Origin of the sequence: Mucilaginibacter daejeonensis, assembly GCF_020783335.1 — a bacterium.
Lineage (GTDB): Bacteria > Bacteroidota > Bacteroidia > Sphingobacteriales > Sphingobacteriaceae > Mucilaginibacter > Mucilaginibacter daejeonensis.
This window is the reverse complement of record NZ_CP086068.1, coordinates 2,087,963-2,114,148: the sequence shown is the minus strand read 5'-3', so window position 1 is coordinate 2,114,148 and position 26,186 is coordinate 2,087,963. Positions and strand designations below refer to the sequence as shown.

The 26,186-nt window shown below is 48.9% G+C and carries 19 protein-coding genes; 7 read left to right on the top strand and 12 right to left on the bottom strand.

The window, feature by feature from the left end:
• Positions 1 to 2: 2 nt before the first annotated feature.
• From LLH06_RS08895 to LLH06_RS08875, 5 genes are all read right to left on the bottom strand, one after another.
• Entirely contained in the window at positions 3 to 758 is a 756-nt protein-coding gene (locus LLH06_RS08895) for a DUF6683 family protein (RefSeq protein ID WP_228173000.1), read from the bottom strand.
• Between the two features lie 147 nt (positions 759 to 905).
• Positions 906 to 2,237, bottom strand: coding sequence for an OmpA family protein (locus tag LLH06_RS08890; protein WP_228172998.1), 1,332 nt, complete (start codon positions 2,235 to 2,237; stop codon positions 906 to 908).
• 254 nt (positions 2,238 to 2,491) lie between these two features.
• A complete protein-coding gene (locus LLH06_RS08885) occupies positions 2,492 to 3,334 on the bottom strand; it encodes a maleylpyruvate isomerase family mycothiol-dependent enzyme (RefSeq protein WP_228172996.1) in 843 nt (280 codons plus the stop codon).
• 21 nt (positions 3,335 to 3,355) lie between these two features.
• A complete protein-coding gene (locus LLH06_RS08880) occupies positions 3,356 to 4,537 on the bottom strand; it encodes a trans-sulfuration enzyme family protein (protein ID WP_228172994.1) in 1,182 nt (393 codons plus the stop codon).
• 6 nt (positions 4,538 to 4,543) lie between these two features.
• Positions 4,544 to 4,981: an OsmC family protein gene (locus LLH06_RS08875; protein WP_228172992.1), complete on the bottom strand. Its 438-nt coding sequence runs from the start codon at positions 4,979 to 4,981 to the stop codon at positions 4,544 to 4,546.
• A gap of 112 nt (positions 4,982 to 5,093) precedes the next feature.
• On the opposite strand from LLH06_RS08875, the gene LLH06_RS08870 reads away from it, so the two are divergent.
• The 7 genes from LLH06_RS08870 to LLH06_RS08840 all read left to right on the top strand — a co-directional run bounded on the left by LLH06_RS08870 (position 5,094) and on the right by LLH06_RS08840 (position 16,518).
• Entirely contained in the window at positions 5,094 to 5,582 is a 489-nt protein-coding gene (locus tag LLH06_RS08870; protein ID WP_228172990.1) for a hypothetical protein, read from the top strand.
• 20 nt (positions 5,583 to 5,602) lie between these two features.
• Positions 5,603 to 6,841 (top strand): nucleoside recognition domain-containing protein, encoded by a 1,239-nt coding sequence (locus LLH06_RS08865; RefSeq protein ID WP_228172988.1) that lies wholly within the window; start codon positions 5,603 to 5,605, stop codon positions 6,839 to 6,841.
• A gap of 188 nt (positions 6,842 to 7,029) precedes the next feature.
• Complete coding sequence (locus tag LLH06_RS08860; protein WP_228172986.1) at positions 7,030 to 12,591, top strand: PKD domain-containing protein; 5,562 nt, start codon at positions 7,030 to 7,032, stop codon at positions 12,589 to 12,591.
• 13 nt (positions 12,592 to 12,604) lie between these two features.
• The gene (locus tag LLH06_RS08855) at positions 12,605 to 13,645 is read left to right on the top strand and encodes a PorP/SprF family type IX secretion system membrane protein (protein ID WP_228172984.1); all 1,041 of its coding nucleotides are present in this window, start codon (positions 12,605 to 12,607) and stop codon (positions 13,643 to 13,645) included.
• 545 nt (positions 13,646 to 14,190) lie between these two features.
• Positions 14,191 to 15,003, top strand: a complete 813-nt coding sequence (epsC, locus tag LLH06_RS08850) for a serine O-acetyltransferase EpsC (RefSeq protein WP_228172982.1) — start codon at positions 14,191 to 14,193, stop codon at positions 15,001 to 15,003.
• 10 nt (positions 15,004 to 15,013) lie between these two features.
• Positions 15,014 to 15,889: a cysteine synthase CysM gene (gene cysM, locus LLH06_RS08845; protein ID WP_228172981.1), complete on the top strand. Its 876-nt coding sequence runs from the start codon at positions 15,014 to 15,016 to the stop codon at positions 15,887 to 15,889.
• Positions 15,890 to 16,053: 164 nt separating this feature from the next.
• A complete protein-coding gene (locus LLH06_RS08840) occupies positions 16,054 to 16,518 on the top strand; it encodes a response regulator (protein WP_228172979.1) in 465 nt (154 codons plus the stop codon).
• A 14-nt stretch (positions 16,519 to 16,532) separates the two neighbouring features.
• Here LLH06_RS08840 and LLH06_RS08835 read toward each other — a convergent pair whose 3' ends face one another.
• The 7 genes from LLH06_RS08835 to LLH06_RS08805 form a co-directional block, all read right to left on the bottom strand.
• Positions 16,533 to 16,934: a response regulator gene (locus LLH06_RS08835; RefSeq protein ID WP_228172977.1), complete on the bottom strand. Its 402-nt coding sequence runs from the start codon at positions 16,932 to 16,934 to the stop codon at positions 16,533 to 16,535.
• A 1-nt stretch (position 16,935) separates the two neighbouring features.
• The gene (locus LLH06_RS08830; RefSeq protein ID WP_228172976.1) at positions 16,936 to 18,030 is read right to left on the bottom strand and encodes a hybrid sensor histidine kinase/response regulator; all 1,095 of its coding nucleotides are present in this window, start codon (positions 18,028 to 18,030) and stop codon (positions 16,936 to 16,938) included.
• Between the two features lie 75 nt (positions 18,031 to 18,105).
• Positions 18,106 to 20,241, bottom strand: a complete 2,136-nt coding sequence (locus tag LLH06_RS08825; protein ID WP_228172975.1) for a sensor histidine kinase — start codon at positions 20,239 to 20,241, stop codon at positions 18,106 to 18,108.
• An 87-nt stretch (positions 20,242 to 20,328) separates the two neighbouring features.
• Complete coding sequence (locus LLH06_RS08820) at positions 20,329 to 22,632, bottom strand: Rv1355c family protein (RefSeq protein WP_228172974.1); 2,304 nt, start codon at positions 22,630 to 22,632, stop codon at positions 20,329 to 20,331.
• Between the two features lie 83 nt (positions 22,633 to 22,715).
• Positions 22,716 to 23,525 (bottom strand): hypothetical protein, encoded by an 810-nt coding sequence (locus LLH06_RS08815; RefSeq protein ID WP_228172973.1) that lies wholly within the window; start codon positions 23,523 to 23,525, stop codon positions 22,716 to 22,718.
• A gap of 304 nt (positions 23,526 to 23,829) precedes the next feature.
• Positions 23,830 to 25,146, bottom strand: a complete 1,317-nt coding sequence (locus LLH06_RS08810; RefSeq protein WP_228172972.1) for a UDP-glucose dehydrogenase family protein — start codon at positions 25,144 to 25,146, stop codon at positions 23,830 to 23,832.
• A gap of 271 nt (positions 25,147 to 25,417) precedes the next feature.
• Complete coding sequence (locus tag LLH06_RS08805) at positions 25,418 to 26,173, bottom strand: TIGR03915 family putative DNA repair protein (protein WP_228172971.1); 756 nt, start codon at positions 26,171 to 26,173, stop codon at positions 25,418 to 25,420.
• Positions 26,174 to 26,186 lie beyond the last annotated feature (13 nt).

Sequence of the window (26,186 nt, the reverse complement as noted above, 5' to 3'; positions counted from 1 at the left end):
ATCTATGCTTTCTTCTTAAACCCTTGAGCGGTAAGGGATACTTTGCTCAGATCGAACCCCATCCCTTTGAACTGCTGATCGATATTGCTACGAAATTGCGCGAACTGTCCGTTCTTAAGCGTGCTTTGCCAGCCAAGATACAGAACCACTGCTTGCAGCTTTAACTGTTCGCCTAATTGAGCTACTGCAGTTGGCGAGGTGAGAGCAGTGTTTTTGTTGAGTAAAGTAGCGGTCTGCCGTTGTAATGCTTTGTCCATGGCTGGCGTGATGCTGCTTTGGTCGGTCACATTATTGACTATGGCATAAGCTATCTCGAGGTAAGCTGCCATAGCGGTGGCAGCATTGTTAGCGGGAAGACCCGACTCCTTCACCATTTGACCAAAAAGTTGATCGTAGCTGGCCCTACCGGCACCCAATGCGTTGTTTACCGCGCTGGCCGCATTGGCATCACGCGTTTTCAACTTGGTTACCAATTCCTGAAAAGTTCTGTCCTGAAGGTCTTTGGTCGGCGTGTAAGCTAAATTCACCTTGGTTACAGGAGCTGATGCTGATCCTCTAACGGCCTTTTTAGCATTTGCGTTACGCATCGCACTCCTGATGGCGATGTTGGACAACTGCACATTGGTCTGCGATATCACCGAGCTGGTGAAATTGTCCATGATCAGGTCGACCGACTGTTGGGCCTTGGCTTGAAAACCTGCTATAGATGCGATGGCGACCGTAGCGATAAGCCTTAATGATCTTTTACATTTATTCATGAGTGTGCATGTTTGATGTACTGATATAACGTTCATACTTGGTGATGGATTATACAACGGCACCCTTTTGTGCTTTTACCGAAAGCAATAAAACAAGAAAGCCCGGTGATGATCACCGGGCTTTGCTATATATCGATCGCCTTGCTATTAATAAAGCGTGAACTCGACACGACGGTTAGCCTGACGGCCAGCAGCGGTCTTGTTGGTAGCGATAGGTTGGGTCATACCATAACCTACAGCTTCGATGCGTGATGCATTAGCACCTTTTTCTACTAAGTAAGCTTTTATAGATTCAGCACGATCTTTTGATAAACGCATGTTCAGCTCTGCAGAACCAGTGTTGTCAGTATGACCAGCCAATTTCAAGCTAAAGTTCTTGTCGATCAGTAATTGAGCAACGCGATCTAAGCTTGGGAATGAGCGTGGGCGGATAGTAGCTTTACCCAGGTCGAACTCCAAATTCTTGATAGCGTCCTTAACTACTCTTCTATCCTCTTCAGTAACGATCACTTTAGTAACTGGAGGAGCCAATGGGCAACCTGAACCGTCTACTTTAGTGCCTGATGGAGTACCAGGGCATTTATCGTTAATGTCTAACACACCGTCACCATCGCTATCAGCGGTCAAACGAGCAACGTTAGCGTTCATAGCATCCAGGTCGGTACGCAATTTTGCGTTCTCAGCTTTTTGCTGATCAAGTTGGATCTGTAAAGCGCGCTCGCCCATCAGGTATTCGTTGCGGATAGATGCAACAGGGTTGTGGGTAGCCAGTTGTGGTTTCTTGGTGCTACCAAGGCTAAACTCTAAACCAGCGTGTGCGTAGCCGAACTTGTCGCGGTGATCGCCTAAGTAATACTGATCCAAACCGTCAGTGTTCACAAAGTTAACTTGGTAACCCAGATCTAAGTTCACGCTCGGGCCTAAGTTGATCTTGAAACCTGCACCAACCGGGATGTACCAAGTGTTATCGGTACCAACTTTGGTCTCTGCACCACTGGCAGTGGTCAAGGTAGATTTGAAGGCCATGTTACCAGCACCCGCGCTTATGTAAGGCTGAATGTAGGTCTGGCTGTTGCTCCAGTTGATGTTGGCCAAAGTGAATACAGCGGCCAGGTCAACTGCATAATTGATGTCTGTTTTAAAGCGTTGAGCAGAGTAAGAAGCTACACGTGGGCCTGAACCCTGTAGAGTACCACGAAAGAAGTTACCTTGGATACCTAAAGTGTGTAATACTTGTGCTTTCACATAACCACCGTAACCGATCTTTTCGTTAGCGGTCATGTAATCGGTCTTGTCTTGAAACAAAGTGTTCAATGAGGTCATACCACCGTGGATACCGATAGACCATACGCGATAGCTACCTGTACCTGACAATGGTTTAACATAATTTTTAGTGCTGTCTGATGTTTGGGCTAAAAGAGATGAACTCATGCCGAGGCCTGTAAGCACAAGGCCAAGTTTTTTTAAAGATACTTTCATAAAAGTAATTTTAAGTGAAATATACGGGCGCAGCTTTTAAGTTTAATTATCCTGTGTCCGCGCATTCGCTTTCAACATCAATGCCAAATATGTCGACACGCATACAGCTGCTATAGCTGAGTTATTCACAAAAGTTGTACAATTGACGGAATCGCCTCACAATGATGTTCATAGCAGAATCATCCTGCGATACAACAAAAGGCGAACTAAGATATGATGATTAGTATAATGTATCAAGAATGATACATAGTGTATCAAGCCATGACAGCCACCATACTTAAAAGTGGTGCGATAAGCGACGATTCACCTTCAACTTGTATAGCTTCGTGTGCTTGCTGAGGCGTCAAAGCTTTAGTGAAAAGTTTCCAGGCAAGTGAATCAGTTATGGTGGCAGTAGCTGCGGAAGGTGCGTTAGATAGGTTTTTGACCAGGCGCCAGTCATTATAGGTTCTCTCGGCGAACCAGGTGCCACCACCCTCACCAGTGATCACCAACTTAATTATCGTACCTATCGGAGCGTTGACATCACGATAGGCATATGGTAGTGCTCTCACGAATGTTTCCAGGCAAGGCTGTAAGAGTTCGGGGGCCATTAGTGGGTGTTGAAGCCCCAGTGCTTCACGGATCTGCTGCTGATGATGCCACTTCTCGGTATATTCCCGGGCGATATGGAACCAGTTCTCTGACACTTCCTCTCCTGCCCAAGCCACCGGGAACATAGCCGTTTCGAACGGCTCAAGACGTTGCAGGCAGTCGACGTACTCGCGACCGGTGCTCTCCAATTGCTCGATCAAAATCTTCGGACTGATCCTTTTATAGGCCAGCACCCAGATCGTATTCAGGTCATTAAGGTAATTCACCAGGTCGCGATAGTTGTTCACGTTGGTTGGCGGGTCACCACGATAACCATCACGGATCATAGACAGCGTTCGCAGGTTGCCGTCAAGCAAGTGGGCGGCAATGTCCTTTATTGTCCATTGCGGCGATATAGTGGGCGAATCCCAATCATCAGCAGAAAGCCCTTTCAGCAGCTCGATCAATAACTGATCAAGCTTGCTAAAAAGGTGTAACGTTGGTATAGGTACTCCACGGTCCATGGCCGCCAATGCGATAATGTTTTAGATACTTTTTTCGAGTGCCTGTTTGATGTCGGCAATGATATCATCCACATGCTCCAGCCCGGTCGATATACGGATCAGGCCCGGTGTGATGCCCACAGCCGCACGTTGTTCATCGGTCAATTTAGAATGTGTGGTACTTGCCGGGTGGGATGCGATACTGCGTGAATCGCCCAAGTTGGCGGTCACCGACAACATTTGCAGGTTATCCAGAAACTTACGTCCAGCTTCCAAACCGCCCTTGATCTCGAAACAAAGGATACCCCCACCCAAAGCCATTTGCTTTTTGGCTATAGCGTACTGTGGGTGCGTTTCCAGGAATGGATATTTTACCCAATTCACGTTAGGGTCGCTTTGTAAGGTCTCGGCTACTTTCAATGCGTTCTGGCAATGGCGCTGCATACGCACGTCAAGCGTTTCAAGGCTTTTACTTAGTACCCAGGCGTTGAAAGGCGACAATGACGGACCGGTATTACGGCAGAACAGGTATATCTCTTTGATCAGGTCGGCCCTGCCAACGATAACGCCACCCATCACACGTCCTTGTCCATCGATCCATTTAGTGGCCGAATGTACCACCAAATCGGCGCCAAAATCGGTAGGGCGCTGTATCAGGGGTGTTGCAAAGCAATTATCAACGTTCAAGATAAGGTTATGCTTTTTACTGAATTGGCCGGCCCATTCCAGGTCGATCACCTCGAGCTGAGGATTAGTAGGCGTTTCCAGGTACACCATTTTAGTGTTAGGCTGTACAGCGGCCTCCCATGCGTCCTTGTCATTGGCATCGACCAGCGTACAGGTGATGCCATACTTAGGCAGGAACTTGGTCACGACGGTGAACGTGCTGCCGAAAACCGAACTACAGCACAACAGGTGGTCACCTTGTTGCAATAATGCGAATATTGATGAAAATACCGCGCTCATACCAGTAGAGGTAGCAAAGCCTGCATCTGCGTTCTCTAAGGCGCACATCTTGGCAATGAACTCATCTACCGTTGGGTTGCTGAAACGGCTATATATATTATCGTCGGTCTCGTCGGCAAATGCGGCACGCATGGCCTCGGCCTCATCAAAGGTGAAGCTGCTGGTCAGGTATAATGGCGACGAGTGCTCGTTCTGTAACGTTTTCTCGGCGCGTATGCGTATCGCCTTACTTAAAGGGTGTAAATTATCAGTTGACATTAGTAGTTATTTTGATCCAGGGCCAGAGTGAATGAATACTTGCCAGTTGACCTTAGCACCTGCTTTTTCAAGCGTGGCCGACACTGAACAGTATTTACCTATCGAAAGTTCAACGGCACGCTTAGCCTTGTCCTCATCGATATTTCCCTGTAAATGGAACTCTATATTTATTTCTTTCCAAAGCGAAGGTTCAACGCCAGCCTCACGATCACCACTGATCTTCATGCTATAGTCCAGTACTTCTTGACGCTGCTTTTTGAGTATGCTGATCACATCAATGGCCGAGCATCCGCCCAAACCCATCAATAACATTTGCATGGGCCTAACGCCAAAGTTTTGCCCGCCGGTCTCGGGGCTGGTATCCATTCGCACGGTATGACCGTTCTCGTCTGTCGCTTCAAAGCCGTAATCGGCGCTTACACGTTTTAGTTCTATGTTAGGCATATGCTTTAGTAAACTTTGCTAATGTATTATTTTGAACTGAATTTTTTGTTTACAGACCATAAAAATGATAGTTTTAACACCTGTACCGTACTTGATCATACAACACCGAACCATGCGACGAATACTTGCCATATCCATGTTTTGCCTCACCGCTTTGGCCTGCAAGGCGCAGCAAAAACTGATCTCATATGACGATATGGTATACCTGATCACCAACAACCTTCAACATGATGACCAATTCATGCTCTCTAAGGGCTACATATCAAAAAACAAAAAAGCCATTGGTACCAAAACTACCGGGAGTATCAAATATGAACTAAGCCTGCCAGGTGGCAGCACATCGGAGGTCGAGATCAGGGCCGATGGCAGACGGGTGTACATATATATAGCCACCGATGAGATACAGCAGGTGAACCTGGTCATCAATTCCATTGAGCCTTTTGTGCTCAGCAAAGATGAAAGCTCTGGCATACTGAATTACAAGGTCAAGGATCTTGGCAACATCTATTATACCTCTACCGATAAGATGCCTTACAATCCTATTAAACGCGACCACGATATCCGCATCGTGTCTGACAAGGCCATCACCACTTATAACTGATCTGACACGACCACACCGCTATGGCACTCAATTACATTTGGATAAGTTTTTTCGTGATCGCCTTTGTGATCGCGCTTTTCAAGCTGATCTTTCTTGGCGATACCGAGATCTTTAAGGTATTGATCGATGGCATATTCGATTCATCAAAAGCATCCGTGATGGACATTGCCCTACCCTTGGCCGGTACCATGGCTTTTTGGTTAGGCATCATGCGGGTGGGCGAAAAGGCCGGTGCAATCAACTTCTTATCCCGCATCGTGGGGCCCTTCTTTCAACGCTTGTTCCCTGAAGTGCCACGTAACCATCCGGCCGCCGGCCAAATGATGATGAATTTTTCGACTAATCTGTTGGGTCTTGATAATGCCGCAACACCATTTGGTCTCAAGGCCATGGCCGGTCTACAGGAGCTTAATCCTCAAAAAGACACCGCCTCCAATGCACAGATCCTTTTTATGGTGCTGCATGCCTCGGGGTTGACCATATTACCCATAAGCATTATTGCCCAGCGAGCTATATTGGGTTCACACGATCCAACGGATATCTTTATTCCCTGTATCATAGCAACATATGTAGCCACACTTGCAGGTTTACTTGTAGTAGCCATCAAACAAAAGATCAACCTTTTTGACCGCGTGGTAATGAGCTGGCTATTAGGACTTACCGCCTTTATCGGTCTGCTGGTATGGTATTTTGCCGCTTGCCTTACTAAGGAGCAGATCGGTACCGTATCGAAAGTATCGAGTAACCTTATACTCTTCCTCATACCCGTGCTGTTCGTGTTGGGTGCAGCCCGCAAAAAGGTCAATGTGTTCGAGGCCTTTATTGAAGGCGCTATCGGTGGCTTTGAGACCTCGGTCAAGATCATCCCTTACCTGGTGGCCATGCTGGTAGGCGTGAGCGTGTTCCGCAACTCGGGAGCATTGCTTTACATAACCGATGCCTTTAAGTGGGTATTCGGCCATTTCAATATGGATACCCGCTTTACTGATGTGCTACCTATCGCCCTCATGCGCCCGCTAAGTGCTTCTGGTGCGCGTGGGCTGATGCTTGATAACATGAAGGTATTCGGTCCTGACAGTTTTGTAGGACACCTGTCAAGCGTGTTATATGGCGCAGCAGACACCACGTTCTATATGGTGGCTTTATATTTTGGCTCGGTGAGCGTTAAGCGTACCCGCTATGTGATCCCTGCCAGTTTGATCGCTGATCTGGCTGGTGCTATTGCCGCTATTCTGGTATCATATCTATTTTTTGGATAAGCTTTCTGAGAGAAGAAAACGGATAACGTCATCAGATCTAATTCGCTGATCGTGGAACTACAACACTGCTGCCTTACGTTCATATGACCCCAAAAAAGTGTAAATGAACGGATAACCTTTCCTGGCTCTTACCGTAAAAGTGAGCAACCGCAAAGATAGAGTGCGGTCGTTCAAATAGATAAGAGTCGATGGTGAGAACATTTATCCGTTTTTTTGTAGGGTTGGTTTTAGTGTTAGGGGTGATAACGGCAATTGCAGAATCAGTATCCGCTCAAACTGTAACTATTCGTAATGTTGACCCGGGGCCTTATGGTCAGGGTTCAAGCATTTCGGCCGAGATCAAGGTCGATGAAAGCACCGCGGCGATAGCACTCAATAACCGTTATGACCTGTTTCTGTCAGACGCTAACGGGAACTTTACAACGCCCACCTTAATAGGTTCATTCACAGGATATTTTACCGGCTTTGTGAACGGCACCATCCCTACCAATGCAGTGGCCGGTACCGGTTATCGTGTTCGCGTACAAACCAGCAACCCGGCTACTATAAGCGCGCCTTCAACACCGTTCACCATCAATGCGGCGGCTGGTTTCAAAGCGGCTGCCGCTTGTACCAATACATCATCGGCATCAGCAGAAGTTTTTGGCACCTGTATTGGTCAGAACGGTTCTAAATTTAATTTCACCAGCACGCTGAGCAGCACCCACACGGTCACCGCTACGCTGTTCAACGACATGACCTTGCAAAGCGAAGGCGGCGTGATCGCTATAGCGCCTATCGGTCAATCACCCGCTCTGTCGGCTTCAAGCTACACCGTGACCGTAAAGGCCGTGAACAGCAATGGGGTGGTAGGTACACGTTCATACCTGCTGATCAATAACATCGTTAACATCATCTTTGGTGCGCAAAACTCGGGCTCTAAATGTTTGCAGGATGGCGAGGCTGAAGTGACCTACAACGTTGATATCACTACCCAAGCCGGTATCCAACGCAACTATCCGGGTAGCCGCTACACCGTATCATGGGGCGACGGTTTGAGCCAGGACTTCACCTACGCGCAGATCCGTTTGCTGGGTGGCCACTTAGCTCACCGCTATTTGAAATCGTCATGTGGTGCGAAGAACGATAAGGGCACCGTGACCAACCAGTTCATGGTGAAGTTCAGCCTGAACAATCCCTATTGTCCTCCACCGGCCAATGCTGATAACCCCAACACGATCATCACTAACCAAACGATTTTACTTCCTCCCAAAAATAGCCTTAACGGCCCTGTACGTATCTGCGTAAATAATCCGGTGACCTTCACCAACACGTCAGATCCTGGCCAAACCGCTACTTCAAGCAGCAGCAGCGCGGGCTGTAAGTTCAACGATGCATCATACACTTGGTATGTTGACGGTGTGCCAAAGGCTACGGGCAAAAAACTGACCGAGAAATTTACCTGGACCTTTACCACCCGCGGTCAGCACAAAGTGACCATTGAGCTGGAGAACACGCAAAGCGACTGTCCTCCTACCAACGCCACCTTGGATGTTTGTGTTACCGACCCGCCAACAGCTGCGTTCAGCATAGATGCTACACGATGCAGCAACAGTGGTCCTGTTACCCCGGTCAACCAATCAGTTACCGATGCAATTTGTGGTGACGTTTATAACTATAAATGGACCGTTACCCCATCTACCGGGGTGACCTATGCTAACGGTACCACGGCTTTAAGCCCTGTTCCACAATTCCTTTTTGCCAATCCGGGTGTTTACGATATATACGTGGAGATCACTAACTCGCCGTGCGGCATCGTTAAAAGCCCTGTTAAGTCTATCACCATAACTGCGCTGCCGGTAGCCGCTTTATCACCTGACCTGTCACTTTGCGGCAAAGGCCAAACCTTGAAATTTAATGACCTGGCGAACAGCCCTACCCGCACCACGCTTACGGGTAGTGTTGACATCAAGCCGAACACCTTCCAATGGACAGTGACCGGACAGAACGGTATCGCAGCGGCCGTATTTGCCAATGGCACCACAGCCAACAGCCAATATCCCGAGATCACCTTCCCTGACTTTGGTACTTACGAAGTGTCGGTGAAGCACACTAATGATTGCGGTACCACTACCTCGCAAATACAGCACATTACCTTTAAGGAGGCACCTACCCTGACCGCAGGACCCGATCAAACCGTGTGTGCGGCCGACCTCGTACAATTGAATTCATCAGTAAATGGAGTTTATAATACGCTGACCTGGAGCACTACAGGCACCGGTTCATTTAACAATAAGAATGCCTTGAACCCTGTATACACGCCAAGTGCCGCCGACCGTGCCGCTGGTCAGGTGAAATTAGTGGTGACCATTACCACTTCATTGCCGGGCGATTGCCAGACCATTAGCGATGAAGTGACCGTGAAGATCAATCCATCCAACACGGTGACCACCGCCAATGCCAAGACCATCTGTACCGGCAGTGCCGTTAATTACACGCCAGAGTCGACCGTGGCGGGCAGCACTTATAACTGGGTAGTGAGCCTGAGCTCACCAAGCGCGGCCGGTTTTGCCACTTCGGGTTCTGGTCCGATCAATGATGTGATCACCAACTCATCTACCACCAGCAACGCTACCGTTATTTATACCATAACTCCACAAGCCAATGGTTGCGATGGAGTTCCGTTCAACTTGACCGTTACCATAGCCCCTAAGCCAGTGATCACCGTTGTAGGCCCGGCTAACAATACGGTTTGTAGCGGATCAAGCGCGGGTATCAAACTGAGCTCTAACATCAGCACTACTCAATACACCTGGACGGCGGCCGTGACCGGTGGCGTGACCGGCGCAACTGACCAAACCACCCCGGTAGCCAAACAACTGATCGATCAGCAATTGATCAATAACAGTACCAGCGTAGGTACCGTGACCTATACCATCACTCCCGTAAATACAGCCTCAAGCGACATGTGTAATGGCGAAGTGAGAACGATCACCATCACCGTGCAACCGCAAGTCCCAGCGGCCAATGCTGGTGCGGATGCAGTGCTGTGTAGCCAACCTACTTACAAACTGCAGGGTAATGACCCTGGAAACTTTACCGGTAATTGGACGCTTACCTCGGGCCAAAGCGGTGTGACGTTTGCCGATGCTTCTAAATTCGATACCCAGGTAAGTGGCTTACAGCCAGGACAGACCTACGTTTTTAGATGGAGTATTTCGGGTGCGGCACAATGTACCATACAATATGCTGACGTGAAGGTGACCAATAATCCTGATGTCAGCAACAACGTGGTGACCTTACCGGTAGCCACTACCTGTGCCGGCGTCAATGTTACTGTAAATGGCAACACACCGAGCGGTGGCAGTGGCTCTTACAACTATGTTTGGGAAAGCAGCGTTGACGGGCAGACCTGGACGGTACTATCGGCTCAAACCGCTAAGGACCTAAACATGGTGATCACCGAGAGCACTTATTTCCGCAGGTCGGTTAGCTCAGGCTCGTGTACCGAGGCTAAAAGTAATATCGTTCGCGCGGTGGTTCAGCCTGCTATATCAGGTAACAGCATCAGCACCGGTCAGCTAACCACCTGTGTAAATACATCTGCCGGCCAGATCAATGGCAGCACCCCAGCCGGTGCTGATGGTAACTACATGTATCAGTGGCAAAGCAGTATAGACGGTGGCGCTACCTGGGCCAACATCACCGATGCTACCGGCGCTAACTATATGACACCGGTGCTGGTAAAGAACATCATGTATCGCCGTATCGTAAGCTCGATGCTGTGCAACGGTGTACAGGCCAACATCAGTAACGTGGTATCGATCACCGTAAATCCGAACGCCAGATCAGAATACAAGTTCGTGAGCGACGCCGGATGTTACCCATTCGTACTTACCCCACAGAATATCAAAGCCGCACCATACCCTGACGTGAACGATCAATATACCTGGTACGCCAATGGTCAGGTGATCGGTACCGGTATTGATTTCCCTGGTTATACTATCGCTACTGATGGTGCCACGGTAGAAATCCGTTTGATCGTGACCAGTAAGTTCGGTTGTGAGTCGGCGGTATTCAGCCATAATTTTACCACTACCAAGCAGGTGACCGCCAGCTTTACGCAAAGTGCTACACAGAACTGTGGTACCGTAGCGGTGAACTTCACCAATACCAGCACCCCGCTTACCGCAGGTACTTACCTGTGGGATTTCGGTAACGGCATCACCTCTACCAAGGCCCAGCCCGACCCGGTGACCTTTGCCGCTGGTACCGATGGCAAGGACCGCATTTACGAGATAAAGCTGGTGGCTACCACACCTTGTAGCGTTACCGAGATGACCAGTACTGTACTGATCAAACCAGCTGTGCCGATCGCCCGCATAGCGCCTAAGAGCGTTACGGGTTGTGCCCCATTCGCTTTGGTGATCGACAATATATCGCCCGGAACCAATGACAAATATGTTTACCACGTGATCGATGCCACCGGTAGTGAGGCCGTAGCTCCGATCACCGTCACCAATAAGACCCAGCAGACCATTACTCTGCCTAACGAGGGTAACTTTAATGTGTATATGGAAGCGCAGACCACCTGCGGCGTTGGCCGTAGTGCTTCAGTGCCAATCCAGGTAACTCCACGTACGTTGTTCTCGGGCATTAGTGTACGTACCGCAGGCGAACGTTTTGGTTGTGCACCGCATACCGTGAACTTTAAGAACACCAGCCAGGGTGGCGTGACCTACCGCATCGACTGGGGTGATGAGACAGCCAATACGACCACGACCAATACTGATGATTTGATGCACACCTTCACCAAGCCTGGCACCTACCAGGTGGTGTTGTTCGCGAGCAATGATTGTGCGCAGAACGTGGCCTCGCAAGGTTTGACCATCATCGTGTCGGAAAGACCTAAGCCTGCTTTCACTTTTGACAACGGCGTAGGCTGTACCACTTTGACCGTCAATTTTGTGAATAATACTCCTGCTCCGGCCGGTTCCTCGTTGGATGACCTGATGTATACCTGGGATTTTGGTGACCCTAAAGCTACGCCTGAGAACCCTAACACGTCAACATTGCGTACACCTCCGGCACACACCTACGATCACACGGCATCACCTTATACCGTGAAGCTGACCGTGACCAATCGTACCACGGGCTGTACCGAGACCGTGACCCGTACCGTGACCGTGCAGTCTCCCTCGATCACGGAGTTCAGGGCAAGGCCTGATAGTGTGCAAACTTATCCGAACTACCAGTTCTCGTTCCAGGACCTTAGCACCAACGGCGCTAAAAGCTGGAAATGGAACTTTGGTGATGGCGGCACATCTACTCAACAGAACCCTGATCACACATATGCTGATACCGGCTTATATAAGGTCACTTTAACTACAACAAATGCTTATTGCGGCACAACTAAAGTTCACTACGTCCGTATAACAGGCACACCAGGACAACTATTTGTACCTAATGCCTTTACACCAGGCAGCCTTAACAATGAACTCAGAACGTTCATGGCCAAGGGATCAGGTTTGAAGGAATGGCACATGCGCATATTTAACAACTATGGGCAAATGGTTTGGGAGACCGATAAGCTGACAGAGCGCGGTGAACCTGCTGACGGATGGGACGGAACATTCAGAGGCGCACCATTACCTCAGGGCGTGTATATATGGCAAATAGAGGCCAAGTACATTAACGGTGGCGACTGGAAAGGAATGACGTACGGATCATCAGTGCCTCGACGCACGGGAGCCATACACCTGATAAGATAGTAAGAAGAGACAGATGAGGAAGATGGACAGCATGAAGAACTATTTATTGGCCGCCGTGATGTTACTGGCAAGCATGATCACCAGGGCTCAGGATCACCAGTATTCGCAATTTTTTAATTCACCGGTGTATCTTAACCCTGCCTTGAACGGGCAGTTCGAGGGCGACCTACGGATCAATATGATCTACCGTAATCAGTGGTCATCGTTACCAGGAACGTTACGTTACATGACCGCCTCTATCGATTACAACGTACCGCAATTTGGAGGTGGTATAGGTCTGATGTTCACACGTGCCAACGAAGGTACGGCGTACTACCTTCGCAACAACCTGGCAGGTATCTATTCATACAGCGTGGGTGGAGATAATTATGTGTTATCATTTGGTTTACAGGCTGGTATAGGGAACCGCAGCATCGACCGCAGCAAGCTGGTGTTCGGTGATCAGTTGGACCCGCGTTTAGGTTATATCCCCGGCTCGACCTCTGCGGCCGACCTGGGTGCCCTGAGCAACCGTTACTACTTTGACTCCGGTGCGGGTATCAACCTGGTGGCCGGCAACTTTATGGCGGGTGGTGCCCTGCAGCACATCAACCGTCCTAACGAATCATTTAGCGGCTCGCCTCAAAAAATGCCTATGCGTGCCACCGGTCACCTGAGCTACCGTATGGACCTGAACCCGTATGACAACATGGACGATGATGAAAAATCATACTTCATCCCTTCGGTGGTGTATTACAAGCAGGGCACATCATCATCGGTAAGTGCTGGTGCTCAATACAAACGCCGTAGTGTGAATGCCGGTCTATGGTACCGCAGCGGCGGTCAGGCCGGACCAAGCTCATTCGTACTGTCATTCATATTTGACCTGCCGATCAACCGCGAAGGACATGAGAAACTACGCTTCGGCCTTAGTCATGATGCACCGACCTCCAAGCTTAACTACAGCAATACCAGCGGCAGCAGCGAGGGTAGCTTAGGATATGAGACCACTCTCCCATCGCGCAATACACCTTCCAAATTTCAGGGTGCTAAACGTTGCTACGATTTCTATTAACAGACTCTGCACAATTTGTATATCCGGGCCAGCTGATCTTGATCAGTTGGCCCTTTTTATTGATCATCAATTTTGCAAAAATTGCGCTGATCAGCGCTTCTGGTTTTACCGGCCGGGCCCATCCGCATGTTTCAGGTGTTACATTTGCGTTATAAAGTGTTACATATGCTGTTACATTTCTGAAAAATGTCGATTTTTCTTGAAAAAGTTGGGTTTTTACGAATTTTGTAACACTAAAAAGTGGGGAAAGTTGGGGAATTCTGTTACATCGCTGTAACACTTTTAATGCCGCTTTTTGCCTGAGGAAGTGCTATCATTTTACCATGTTTTAGCGTACCAGGGATACTATCTGACACAGATCAACACGGCGAGAGGTTAACCGGAGATGGTCGGTTTCCATTCATTTATCGTCCGGATAGGGCAATTTTTCTTTTGAAGTATGCTCTTTCACAACAAGTTCACTGTTGAGCATCTTCAAAAATTCATAATGTCGAACTTTTTAGCTATTTCTGTAGTTGATTAATTGAACATGGCTTCCGAAACCCATGAATGACGAATTTTATAATTACCTCTTTCGTAAACAGAGCGTTGTCAAAGGATACGCGCCCAATCAGGTGATCACCACCTGGGCGTTGAACATCATGAAGTTGCTTTATCCTGAGCAATGCCAGCCCACCTTCAGCACCCTGTCGTCGGTTGAGGAATATGTATCCTCCCTCCGCTCTGAGCTTGCGGCCATCATTGGCTCAGGATGCGATCACGATGAGCAGCAGAGCGAGGTATTATCTACCCTATTCTTCGACCGCCTTCCCGACTTATATGAGGTGCTGAACACCGACATTCAGGCCATTTACGAGGGTGACCCGGCCGCGCAGAGCGAATTTGAGGTTGTGCGTACTTACCCTGGGTTCTATGCCATCTACTTTTACCGTATCGCACACACGCTTAGCTTGTTGGGCATACCGCTCATACCACGTATCCTTACCGAGCATGCACATTCCGTGACCGGCATCGATATACATCCGTCGGCAGTTATAGGCGAGCATTTTTACATCGATCATGGAACAGGCGTGGTGATCGGTGAGTCGTGCGTGATCGGTAAGTATGTGAAGATATATCAAGGAGTTACGCTGGGGGCGCTTAGTGTACACAAGAATATGGCCGGCACCAAGCGGCACCCTACCGTAGAGGACCATGTGATCATTTACTCAGGCGCTACCATTTTGGGTGGCGATACCGTGATCGGTCATCATTGCGTGATCGGCGGTAACGTGTGGCTCACCCAAAGCGTTGAGCCTTACAGCACCGTGTACCATACGCCAATGATCACCGTACAGAACATTACCCGCAAAGCATAGTTGTATCAATATGGCTGGAATTATAGACCTGGTGGGCAATACCCCATTGATAGAGATCAAAAAACTGAACCCCAATCCAAATGTAAAGATATACGCCAAACTGGAAGGCAATAATCCCGGCGGCAGTGTGAAGGACCGTGCGGCCCTGAATATGATCCGCAGCGCGATCGAACGTGGCGAGGTGACCAAGGGAATGAGATTGATAGAGGCCACTAGCGGTAACACCGGCATTGCACTGGCCATGATCGCCAGGCTGTTTGACCTCGAGATCGAACTGGTGATGCCTGCCAACAGTACACGCGAACGCACGCTCACCATGGAGGCTTTTGGCGCTAAGGTCACCTTATTGGAGAATATAGAGGCTTGCCGAGACCATGCCGAAAGCAAAGGCGCAACAGGCGAATACTTTTTGCTCAACCAGTTTGCTAATTCCGATAACTATATGGCCCATTACAAGACCACCGGTCCTGAGATGTGGCGCGATACCGATGGCCAGATCACGCACTTTGTAAGCGCCATGGGCACAACCGGCACCATCATGGGTAGCTCTAAGTATTTGAAGGAAAAGAACCCGGGTATACAGATCGTGGGCTGCCAGCCAACTGAAGAATCATCGATACCAGGTATCAGGCGCTGGCCCGCGGCCTACCTGCCAAAGATTTTTGACCCAAGCCGAGTAGACCGCACCTTGGACATATCTGAACAGGATGCCACCGCCATGACGCGCCAACTGGCCCGCGTGGAAGGTGTATTCGCGGGTATGAGTTCGGGCGGTGCATGCACGGCAGCTATCAGGATCGCGCAGGAGCTTACTTCGGGTACGATCGTGTTCATTGCCTGCGATCGCGGCGACAGGTACCTGAGCAGCAGTCTGTTTGGTGACTGAGCGGCTTCAATTAAGTGAAATGTGTTGATATTTAACCATCGGTATGGAAGCTTGACCAACACGAAAAAGTAACTTTCGCGATGCGTTATTGACAAACCCATTCACTTTTCTTACATTTATTTAATATCTACTACATTTGTTGAACATTTATTTATCAGATCGATATGGCATCAGAAAAGATCGCAGTGTTGTACGTTGACGATGAGGAGAATAATCTTTTCTCGTTCAAGGCGACCTTTCGTATAAAATATCAGGTCTATACCGCTATTAGCGGCGATGAGGCTTTGAAAGTGCTGAGTGCTAAAAAAGTGCACATCATCATTACCGATCAGCGTATGCCCGAAATGACCGGTGTAGAGTTCCTGGAGAAAGTGATCGAGATCGATCCTGAGCCTATGCGCATTTTGCTGACCGGCTATGCCGACATGACGGCCGTAGTTGATGCGGTGAATAAAGGCAAGATATACCATTACCTGGCCAAACCATGGAACGAGGAAGAATTGGACATGACGATCAACCGCGCTTATGAGAAATACCTTGAGAACGCGGAATTGAAAGAAATGAACGTAAAGCTGGAAGACTCCAACAACCAGCTCGAATTTTTATTGAGGCAGAAGCTGCTTTCCTGATCAGTTGAGCAGCATTAAAGCGCCGTAGTGTTAAGCGCGCCTAAAAGCGAATTGAATTTCTCCTTGGTGATCGGCTTTTCTACGATACTATCCACAAGATCACTATCCATTAACCGCGCAATGTCAGTAGGATTACGAGTGGTAGAAAGGATCACGATGCGGTGCCGGTCCTTGATGTGTTCGGGCAGTTTACCAAATTCCTCAATGAACTGAAAGCCATCCATTACCGGCATCTTCAGGTCAAGGAATATCATCGTAAAGGTCTCTCTTTCTATCCTTTCTATATCCACAAGCGCTTCCCAAGCGGTACGATAGGTGATCACTTCATAGCCATCGCTCAGGTGCTCGATCACCCTGCGGAGGATGAAACGGTCCAGTTCGCTGTCGTCAATGACTATGAAAGTTAATCTCATCATGTTAAATAGATGGAATGATCACCTTAAAGGTGGTGCCTTGTCCCATCACCGAGTTCACCTCGATCTGCCCGTTCAGTTTTTGGAGCGCACTTTTTACGTTGTACAGGCCAAAACCTGAGCCTGGCCCCTGCGATGTGGCCCGGTAGAACAGGTTGAATATCTCGCCGATATGATTGCCTAATATACCGATTCCTGTGTCTTTTACATATATCGTGGCCACACCCTTTACAACTTCTATGTTTAATTCAACAGAGCGGTGCTGGCGTTCCAGATCCTGGTACTTAAAGGCATTAGAGAGCAGGTTATTGATCACCAATTTCAAAGGTGTATCATCGCTCCTGAACACAGCATCCTGCGTTACGTTCACCTTGAATTCGATATTATCCAGGGTGGATATCACCTCGTAAAAACCCTTTATCTCCTCCACCATCAACTGGAAGTCGATGTTCTTGATCTTTAATTCACCGCGTTGTATGGCATAATAATCATGCATGCTGATCACGTACGAGTCAAGCTTTTTCAATGACTTTTCCATCAGATACAGCATCTCGCGCATCTCGTTCACATCGTCTATCTCGCGGGCCACGTTTATGGCGCCCAACACGCCGGCTATCGGTCCCCTGATGTCATGACTTACGCTGTAGGCGAATTTGTTAAGCTCGTTATAGGCCTTGTTCAACTCCTCGTTCTTGACAGACAACATGGAGTTGGTGAGGTAAAACTTATTGGCCTCCTGTATGGCTGATAAGATATCTGTTTCGGTCCAGGGCTTGTTGAGGTACCTAAAAATATGACCCTTGTTGATGGCGTTGATGATTGACTCCACATCGGTGTAAGCGGTCAACAAAATGCGCACCGGGTGCGGATGGGTAGAGCGGATCTTTTCGAAGAACTGTACGCCCGTCATTTCGGGCATACGCTGATCGCAGAATATGATCCTGATATCAGGATGGCTATCCAGATGGCTGGTAGCCTGAGGTATGTTCACCGCTGTATAGATCTGGTAATCTAAACGCAACGACGCTTTGAATCCGACAAGGTTATCCTGTTCATCGTCAACGTACAGGATCTTGATCTTTTCTGAGTTGGGGATCAATGTTTTATATCAGTTAGGTGACTAAAAATACACATTTCGATGGTCTTTTTACGCACGGTCATTAATTAAGTTCGTTCACATCACAAAAATGATGGGCAGCTTTATGATAAAGCTTGTCCCCTCACCTTCAGTACTTTCCAGCGTTATGTTTCCATTGTGTTTTTTGATGGTATTATAAGCAATTGACATGCCTAAACCCGTACCCTCGCCCACTTCTTTGGTGGTAAAGAACGGTTCGAATATCTTTTTCTGCGTTTTCTCGCTCATGCCTATCCCATTGTCGGAAAGCTCGATGAAAACGTCGTGATCGTCGTTATATGTTTTGATGGATATTTGCCCACCCGGCTGATCGCCGAATTTTTTGTGTACCGCATAAGCCGCATTGGAGATGATGTTCAGGAACACCTGGTTCAGCTTACCAGCATAGCACTCGATCGGTGGCAGCTGCCCAAGCTGTTTGACCACACTGATCTTACCCATCAGGTTGTTAGCGATCACCAGCGTCGATTCGATACCCTCGTTGATATCGGCACGCTTCAGGTCGTCCTCATCCAAACGGGAGAAGATACGCAGCCCCTTGACGATCTCGGCCGTGCGGTTGGCACCTTCGGTGATCCCCTTCATCAGGTGAGCGATCTCATCCTGGAGGTATTCAAAGTCCATGTCCTCTTTGTGCTCTTCGATCTGCTTTTGCTTTTCAGCGGCGGTGATATCCATCATGGCTATACCTTCTACCGTGCGCAATGTATCCATCACCATCTCGATATCGCGCCTCAACGGCTTGATGTTCGAGGTCACGAAGTTGATCGGGTTATTGATCTCGTGCGCAATACCTGCCGTCAACTGACCCAGGGAGGCCATTTTTTCAGATTCTACCAATTGCGTTTGTGCCTGCTTGAGGTCCTCCAGCGTAACGTTCAATTCGCTGTTGGCCTTGCTTAATTCCAACGTTCGTTCATTCACCTTGGCCTCCAATATCACGTTCTGCTCGCGGATGATGCGTTCGTTCTCTTTTAAGGCTTGTAAGGTCTCCTCTTGCGAGCGCTCCTTTTCGGCCTTGAAGATGTTGATCTTATCAGCCAGTGCGAACGACAGCAAGATGACCTCCAACGCCGAACCATATGTGATACTGTAATTGGTGAATAGGTTGTACGGCAGTACGTTCATGTCCTTAAGTATCCAGATAATGATACCGGCAATGAGTGGCAACCAGGCGATCAGGAAGAACTTGGCGGAACGGTTCCCTCTCCGGGCTATGATCACAGCCACGGCCAGCATATAAAGGGACACCACGCCGCCGAAACCCTGCAGGATCATGTATGATAAGCGCAACTGGCCCAGCACAGTAAGCACGATCACGAGCAGGTAAACGCCATAGATCAAAAAAGCGAACTTATCTAACCTGGGTAAGTAATCCTTAGTGTGCAGGAATTGGCGCACGAACTCGAGCCCGGTTATGTTCACCAGCGCCGTTAACAGGAAAAAGCTACGGGTAGCCAGGAACGTATTGTTAGGCCATAGGTACTGGAAGCTATACCCCTCTATAGTGGTTTGCGTGAGCCCCACCACGAGGATGTAGATCACGTAATAGATATATATCGGGTCTTTCACCGAGATGTACACGAACAGATTGTAAAAGAACATTACGAGGATGATGCCGAAGAACACTCCAAAAAGAATGTTCTTACTCATGCTTAGATCCTCTATGCTTTCCTTATCACCCAGGAACACCGGCATTTGCATGGGGTGGCTTGAGGTGATGCGCACATAGTAAACCGATGATCCGCCCGGAGGGATATTTAAGTGATACAGGAACTTGTGATAGTTCACGGGCCGTGACCCAAATGGATAACGTTCGCCGCTCACATTACCTGCAAAGCTTCCGTTGGCGGGGTAATAGAAGGTGATACTCTCTAATAATGGCTGATCAAATTGCAGGATCAGGTCGTTGAGGTCACTCTGATTTTTAACGTCCACCTTTAGCCAAACCGGTTTATCCGTAAGGCCAAGATTTGGTACCGCGGCCTTCACCTTGGTAAAGTTAGCTTGGTTTTGTATAGTCTGAACGGTATGCTTACCTGAAGAGTCGATGTAATAAGCTATCCCATCGCCCACCGTAGCGATGCGCTTATGACCACTGTACGTGATCTGTGCTTGCGCCGCAACGATAGATATTAATAGAAGGATACAAATAGATAACCAACGCTTCATATTATAAGGATGATACAGGGTGGAGTAACGGAATGTTATATCGGTGCTAAAAATAGCGTAATTAGCTTTTAAGCTCAACTATAGCTTCTAAACTTTATAACTGAACGTTGCTGAAAGTGGCCTGCGCAATGACCGTGCCTTTGGCTGCCCGCCCTTAGCCAGCCTGAACATGAATACAGGTTGCTGTTCGCCGATCTGCGGTAATAATGCATGTAGTTGCTGCTGTAACTGGCTTACTTCAGCGTGATACAGCTTTTCCTGTTCGGTAGTGGCAGGTGCATCATAGGTTGTCCTGGCCGTCATGAACACCAATTGCGCCACCGGCTGGAACGAAAGCCCTGCAAGGTTTGCCTCTATCCATAAACGCTCCACCGCCCGGCCACCTTTCACGAAATCCTCAGCGGAATACTGCGGCATGGTCACGATACCGATAGCCGATGAATAAGCGATGGCGTTGTTCACCATTTTGGTGAAGGCTATACCACCCTGCTGTTCACGCAAAAAGGCTATGGCTTTGGCATCCTTGGCTACTCCCAAGGCAGCGATCTCGCCTTTAGAGGCGCCCAAAGTATTCACATCGAGGCCGTTCAGCGTGCGTTCAGCTTCTTCGGTGCTCCAGCGTAGCTCGTTAGTGAAGGTATCGTAATGCCCGCGTGGGTGCAAGATGCGCATCATCTCGGCACGGGCCGCCAGATCGCCCACTTGCTTCATTAGTTGGTCATCGGTGATGAGCTGCAATTTAGCGCCATCATATGCTTCGGTCACGCTGATCAGTTGATCAGCTACAGGCGGGGCCAGTCGTTCTTTTTCAACTTTGTCACGGTTGGTCACGCGTATGTTCAGTCCTTTTTCCAACGCAGGCTCGTAGGCCGCAGAACTTGCCTCGGTAAAGATGACCCGTGCTGCCAATGTGCGGTCGCCTTGCAGCGGGAAATATTCGGTCTTGATATTTAAGCCAAAAGTAGATGCCTTGATGGCCACGTTCTCGACCAATGCGCCGATGGCTACATATGAGCCTAAATGCTCAAAATCAAGGAACGAGTGCGAGTGGTGCGCGTCATGGAATACCAGCAAACCTTTGTCAGTGTACAATAGCTTCCAAGGCTGGGCGTTACCACCCGATGGCGCGATCACACCGGCCTGCGCGATCTGCGTAGCAATATTCTGATCAAGCGTGATGCCTTCAGTGCTACCCTCGATCTGCTCGGCAGCTTTCAGCATATCTTCCTCGGTCAGCTCCGGCGGACCGATATATGAAGGATCGACCTCTGTTGACAATATTTCCTCATCCTTCACTAGTTCGTCAAGGTCAACATAATATCTACCCGACGAACGGAACTGGTCCAGCAGTATCCGTCGGCACACATCAGTGGTTAAGGCGCCGCCCAGTACTACCGACGAGGCCAGTTGCGGCCAGGTATTGATCGATTGCTGCACCTCCATCATCGAAGCTTTTAAGCGGGTCGAGATGGTCTCGGCGCCTACCATCTTCAGGATGTAAGGTATCTTGTCTTCGTTAGAAAGGTCTTTGATGTTGTCGGGGTCGAGGCCGTCCGCAAGGCCATGTAATATCGGGCGCTCAGGTTCGAGGTCAAAGCGCTCCACATCAAGCATACCGCGATCGTTGGTATCCATCACCACCGGTATCTGCAGCTCGCGAGCTTTGAAACGGCTCTCGATCTTAATATCCATGCCATCGCACACCTCAATGAACAGGTCAAGCTTGCCGTCAGCGGTGAAGAAATCGTCCATGTTCTCTTTGGTCAAACCATCGTGATATAATTTCACGTGGATGTAAGGATCGATCTCGGCTATCTCACGGGCAGCGATCACCGTTTTTTTGATGCCCATGTTGTGCACGCCGGTACGCAAGCGGTTCAGGTTGCTTAGCTCGGCCGTGTCAAAATCAGCCAGGCGAAGTTCGCCACAAGTGCGCTCCATAGCCAGGGTAAGCGCTATGGACTGCCCTACTGATAGACCAACCACGCCGATCTTTTTCTGCTTCAACAGTCTCTGTTCGCTACGGGTGATCTTTAAGCGGTTACGGTTGGTACGTACTTCCACAAATTCTTCCTCGTCCAACAGGTGTACCAGGCGGCCGTTCCAAGGGTAATATACCCATACGCCGTACTCATCGGCTGGTGTGCCGTTCAAATGGGCTTCGATCAGCTGGCTGTACCGATCGGGCGTGATACGCTCCGCCGGGTACATGCTTTTGATCAGTTCCTGAAGTTGTGTGTATATCTCGTTATGCGTATGCAGGATCTTCCCATCGAAGATGAGCGTATCTAATGCTTTTTTATCGTCAGCAAGGGCCAGCCTGAAGAACAACGGGCGGAATACCAGATCTGTTGCCGAATTTGGGTATATGGTAGAAAGATTATCGGTCATGGTTATGAATTGAGGTATTTATACGGCGTTCAAACAAAAACGTTGTGCGCACCTCAAAATAAACACGACCGTGAGGTCAAAGTTTACAATATCTCAGGGTCTTCTTCCTTGAACTTGGCGCTGTTGTAATTGCTTTGGGCATTAGCTATGGTGGCCTTGAGGTCCCACTGATCCAAGTGCGGTATCTCGATCTCGTAATGGATAGTGATCTCCTTTTTGCGCAGCACCTCGTTGCGGATGATGTTGAGGTTCTCGCGGATCTTCATGATGGCCGCCTTGTCCTCTTCGTAAGCCTTTTTCAATGTTGGCACATCCTTAAGGATCATGGTGGTAGCTAACAGATCCAGCTTGGGATAATAAAAGGTACCATTGTTACCGATCCCCAGTTCGATCTCCATCCCCACGGCCTCACCCGGCGGGATGGTGTATGGAGCACATAAAGCAAATAACGATTGTATGCCGATCTGGTAAGAGATAGCCACCGCTGTACGGATCAGGAAGATACTGCCGATACCGTAGCCGGCGATCTCGCGCGAGTTCCAAAGGCCGCAAAGTTCGCCAGTGCCTTGCTGGGCAAAGCGCCACACCAGGTCAAATATCCCCGGGTCCATGCGGCCGGTGGCCTGCTCGATAGGCAACAGCTGCGAACCGCCGGCCACGTGTACACGGGCTCCTCCGTACACCTTTTTGCCGTCCATTGATTCCACCACCATCACGAACGCGGCCGGATTCTCGGTCCATTCGTTCTTAGATGAGGTCACTTTAGTGACGCCGATACTGGTGAGTACATGAGTATGCCCTTCGATGAATAACTGGCAGGTATGTGGTTCGTCGATAGCTCTGAAAGCTCGTAGCCTTACTTCAGGCTTATCCTTGTTTAATGTCTGTTCCATTAACTACCAGGTGAAGTTCGTTTGCGTTAAACGAACATTGTAGGTTGATCGCGCACAAAATTATATTGATCGGTAGTAACATGCAAGTAATTACTGTGTAGCTGATGTAAATTAATGGGCTATTTATGCACACTTTGAGGTATACCACATACCCATTTTAACCTACAAGAAAAACACCTATCGCTTCAATTACAACACCCATTTTCAGCAACGCTGACCAGCGTTATCTACCAAAAAAAGATGGTACAACGAAAAAGGCCTTGTGATGCTCACAAAGCCTTTCATGATCTATTGTTCGGGATGCTTATTTGATCTCTTTTCTACCGATAGAGTTGTAGTAGAAACCACGGTCGATCATCTTGTCCAGGTCGTACAGGTTACGGCCGTCAAAGATAACCTTCGCCTTCAGCAGGCTCTCCACCCGCTCCAGGTCCGGTGTGCGGAACAGTGACCACTCGGTCACGATCAGCAGTGCATCAGCGTCCTTCAGTACGTCGTACTGGTTCTCTGCGTACGTGATCTTGTCGCCCAGCAGTGCCTTCACATTGTTCATGCCTTCCGGGTCAAATGCTGATACCGTTGCGCCGGCCTCTACCAGTGCATCGATGATGTACAGTGCCGGTGCTTCCCTGATGTCGTCCGTTTCTGGTTTGAACGCCAGACCCCACAGCGCGAAGTGCTTGCCTTTCAGGTCGCCTTTGTAATATCTCTTTACCTTCTCGGTCAGTACGTTCTTTTGTATCTCGTTCACTTCCATCACCGAGTTCAGTATCTTGAAGTCGTAGCTGTTCTCTTCTGCCGATTTGGCCAGCGCCTGCACATCCTTAGGGAAGCATGAGCCGCCATAACCGATACCGGCGAACAGGAAGCGTTTACCGATGCGTTCATCCGCACCGATTCCTTTTCTCACCATGTCCACGTCAGCGCCTACCAGCTCGCACAGGTTCGCTATCTCGTTCATGAACGATATCTTGGTGGCCAGGAAGGAGTTGGCCGCATACTTGGTCAGTTCTGAGCTGCGCTCATCCATGAAGATGATCGGGTTGCCCTGGCGCACGTATGGTCCGTATAGTTCAGCCATCAGTTTTCTTGCTCTTTCGTCGGTGGTACCTACCACCACGCGGTCGGGCTTCATGAAGTCCTCTACCGCTACGCCTTCGCGCAGGAACTCCGGGTTGCTTACCACCGCGTACTCCACGCCTTCTTTGGCGTGCTGCTGCATGGCGGCGGTCACTTTATCGGCCGTGCCTACCGGTACGGTGCTCTTGGTCACGATCACTTTGTAGTCGGTGATCAGTTTGGCGATGTCGCCTGCTGCACCCAGTACGTAGCTCAGGTCGGCCGCACCGTCACCACCCGGAGGGGTCGGCAGGGCTAAAAAGATGATCTGTGCCTCAGCGATGCCTTCGGCCAAACTATTGGTGAACGTTAACCTGCCCTGGGCGATGTTGCGGTGGAACAGTTGTTCCAGGCCTGGCTCATAGATCGGCAGCTGGCCTGCCTTCATCATCGCCACTTTCTTTTCGTTGATGTCCACACAGGTCACTTCGTTCCCTGTCTCTGCTAAACATGTGCCTGTCACCAAGCCTACATAACCCGTTCCTACTACGGCTATCTTCATATTAGATGTTGTTTGTTAATGATATATAGTGATGGGATAAAGATAAGATTTTATAACGAATTGAGAATATTATATAGAATATCATCACAAAATGGCTAATAGATCACCAATTCAACAATATTACTCACTTATTTAGTTCATCAAAATGCTATCATATATCCACCAAAGACATCTATCAAACATAAAAAGAAAGGGAAGCTTTATCCAAACTTCCCGCCGATCGATACCAATAATTTATCAGTTCATATTACTCATTAAGCTCAATAACCGATCAGATCTTCTCGGTCAAAAAGCGCCAATAGCGTTTAGGGATGTGCCGCATGTGTAATTTGGTATTTTTGCGTGCAGGGATATTGACGCTCTTAAAGTAGTTCTTCCAAAGATTTTGGTACAGGCCTTCATCTTCGGTATAGGTGGATATCACATTGTCAGGTTTGGATATGGCGAAGTCGAGAACGATAAAATCGACCTGGTGCAGATCATAGAACAAGCCATAGTTGCGGCGCATATCATAAATGAGCCACTTTTGATCAGCATAGCGATTTTTAAAATGGCGAGAGAGAAGCGGCAACACATTAAAGTCAGGCTCAATGGCGGCATAGAACGTTTCGTCCTTCAATTTCTGGAAACGGATAAAAGCCTCCATCCGGTGTTTTTCACGCCGGATCATGCGCATCAGCTCGGCCAGGCGCAATACATAGCGGTTTCCGTAATCTTCCTCAATGTTCTGTTTGGCATCGAACGCATAACGGATGTAACCTACTAGGTTACCATCCTCATTTTCAATATCGGCCATATGTGCGGCATAAAGCCTTTGCAGGCCGCCCGTGCTCAGCTTTTGCTGTAAGCCCTGCAACACCCGGCCCGCGCGTTTATCATCGGTGACCACCTCGATCACATTTTCGAACAGGGCCGTGCTCAGCCATTCACCACGCTGCATTTTTACATGCTGCAGCTTGTGCTCATAGATCTCGAACACTGCCGTGAGCAAACCTTCAAAGCTACCGTCGTATACCAGCGTTGTCATATCCGTACCCACG

What these genes read in the sequence shown, in the direction of transcription:
- epsC (WP_228172982.1), top strand. Translation starts at nt 14,191, where the DNA reads ATGAATGACGAATTTTATAATTACCTCTTTCGTAAACAGAGCGTTGTC.
- LLH06_RS08825 (WP_228172975.1), bottom strand. Translation starts at nt 20,241, where the DNA reads ATGAAGCGTTGGTTATCTATTTGTATCCTTCTATTAATATCTATCGTT.
- LLH06_RS08860 (WP_228172986.1), top strand. Translation starts at nt 7,030, where the DNA reads ATGGTGAGAACATTTATCCGTTTTTTTGTAGGGTTGGTTTTAGTGTTA.
- LLH06_RS08820 (WP_228172974.1), bottom strand. Translation starts at nt 22,632, where the DNA reads ATGACCGATAATCTTTCTACCATATACCCAAATTCGGCAACAGATCTG.
- LLH06_RS08805 (WP_228172971.1), bottom strand. Translation starts at nt 26,173, where the DNA reads ATGACAACGCTGGTATACGACGGTAGCTTTGAAGGTTTGCTCACGGCA.
- LLH06_RS08835 (WP_228172977.1), bottom strand. Translation starts at nt 16,934, where the DNA reads ATGATGAGATTAACTTTCATAGTCATTGACGACAGCGAACTGGACCGT.
- LLH06_RS08815 (WP_228172973.1), bottom strand. Translation starts at nt 23,525, where the DNA reads ATGGAACAGACATTAAACAAGGATAAGCCTGAAGTAAGGCTACGAGCT.
- LLH06_RS08840 (WP_228172979.1), top strand. Translation starts at nt 16,054, where the DNA reads ATGGCATCAGAAAAGATCGCAGTGTTGTACGTTGACGATGAGGAGAAT.
- LLH06_RS08855 (WP_228172984.1), top strand. Translation starts at nt 12,605, where the DNA reads ATGAGGAAGATGGACAGCATGAAGAACTATTTATTGGCCGCCGTGATG.
- LLH06_RS08885 (WP_228172996.1), bottom strand. Translation starts at nt 3,334, where the DNA reads ATGGACCGTGGAGTACCTATACCAACGTTACACCTTTTTAGCAAGCTT.
- LLH06_RS08895 (WP_228173000.1), bottom strand. Translation starts at nt 758, where the DNA reads ATGAATAAATGTAAAAGATCATTAAGGCTTATCGCTACGGTCGCCATC.
- LLH06_RS08810 (WP_228172972.1), bottom strand. Translation starts at nt 25,146, where the DNA reads ATGAAGATAGCCGTAGTAGGAACGGGTTATGTAGGCTTGGTGACAGGC.
- LLH06_RS08890 (WP_228172998.1), bottom strand. Translation starts at nt 2,237, where the DNA reads ATGAAAGTATCTTTAAAAAAACTTGGCCTTGTGCTTACAGGCCTCGGC.
- LLH06_RS08865 (WP_228172988.1), top strand. Translation starts at nt 5,603, where the DNA reads ATGGCACTCAATTACATTTGGATAAGTTTTTTCGTGATCGCCTTTGTG.
- cysM (WP_228172981.1), top strand. Translation starts at nt 15,014, where the DNA reads ATGGCTGGAATTATAGACCTGGTGGGCAATACCCCATTGATAGAGATC.
- LLH06_RS08870 (WP_228172990.1), top strand. Translation starts at nt 5,094, where the DNA reads ATGCGACGAATACTTGCCATATCCATGTTTTGCCTCACCGCTTTGGCC.
- LLH06_RS08875 (WP_228172992.1), bottom strand. Translation starts at nt 4,981, where the DNA reads ATGCCTAACATAGAACTAAAACGTGTAAGCGCCGATTACGGCTTTGAA.
- LLH06_RS08880 (WP_228172994.1), bottom strand. Translation starts at nt 4,537, where the DNA reads ATGTCAACTGATAATTTACACCCTTTAAGTAAGGCGATACGCATACGC.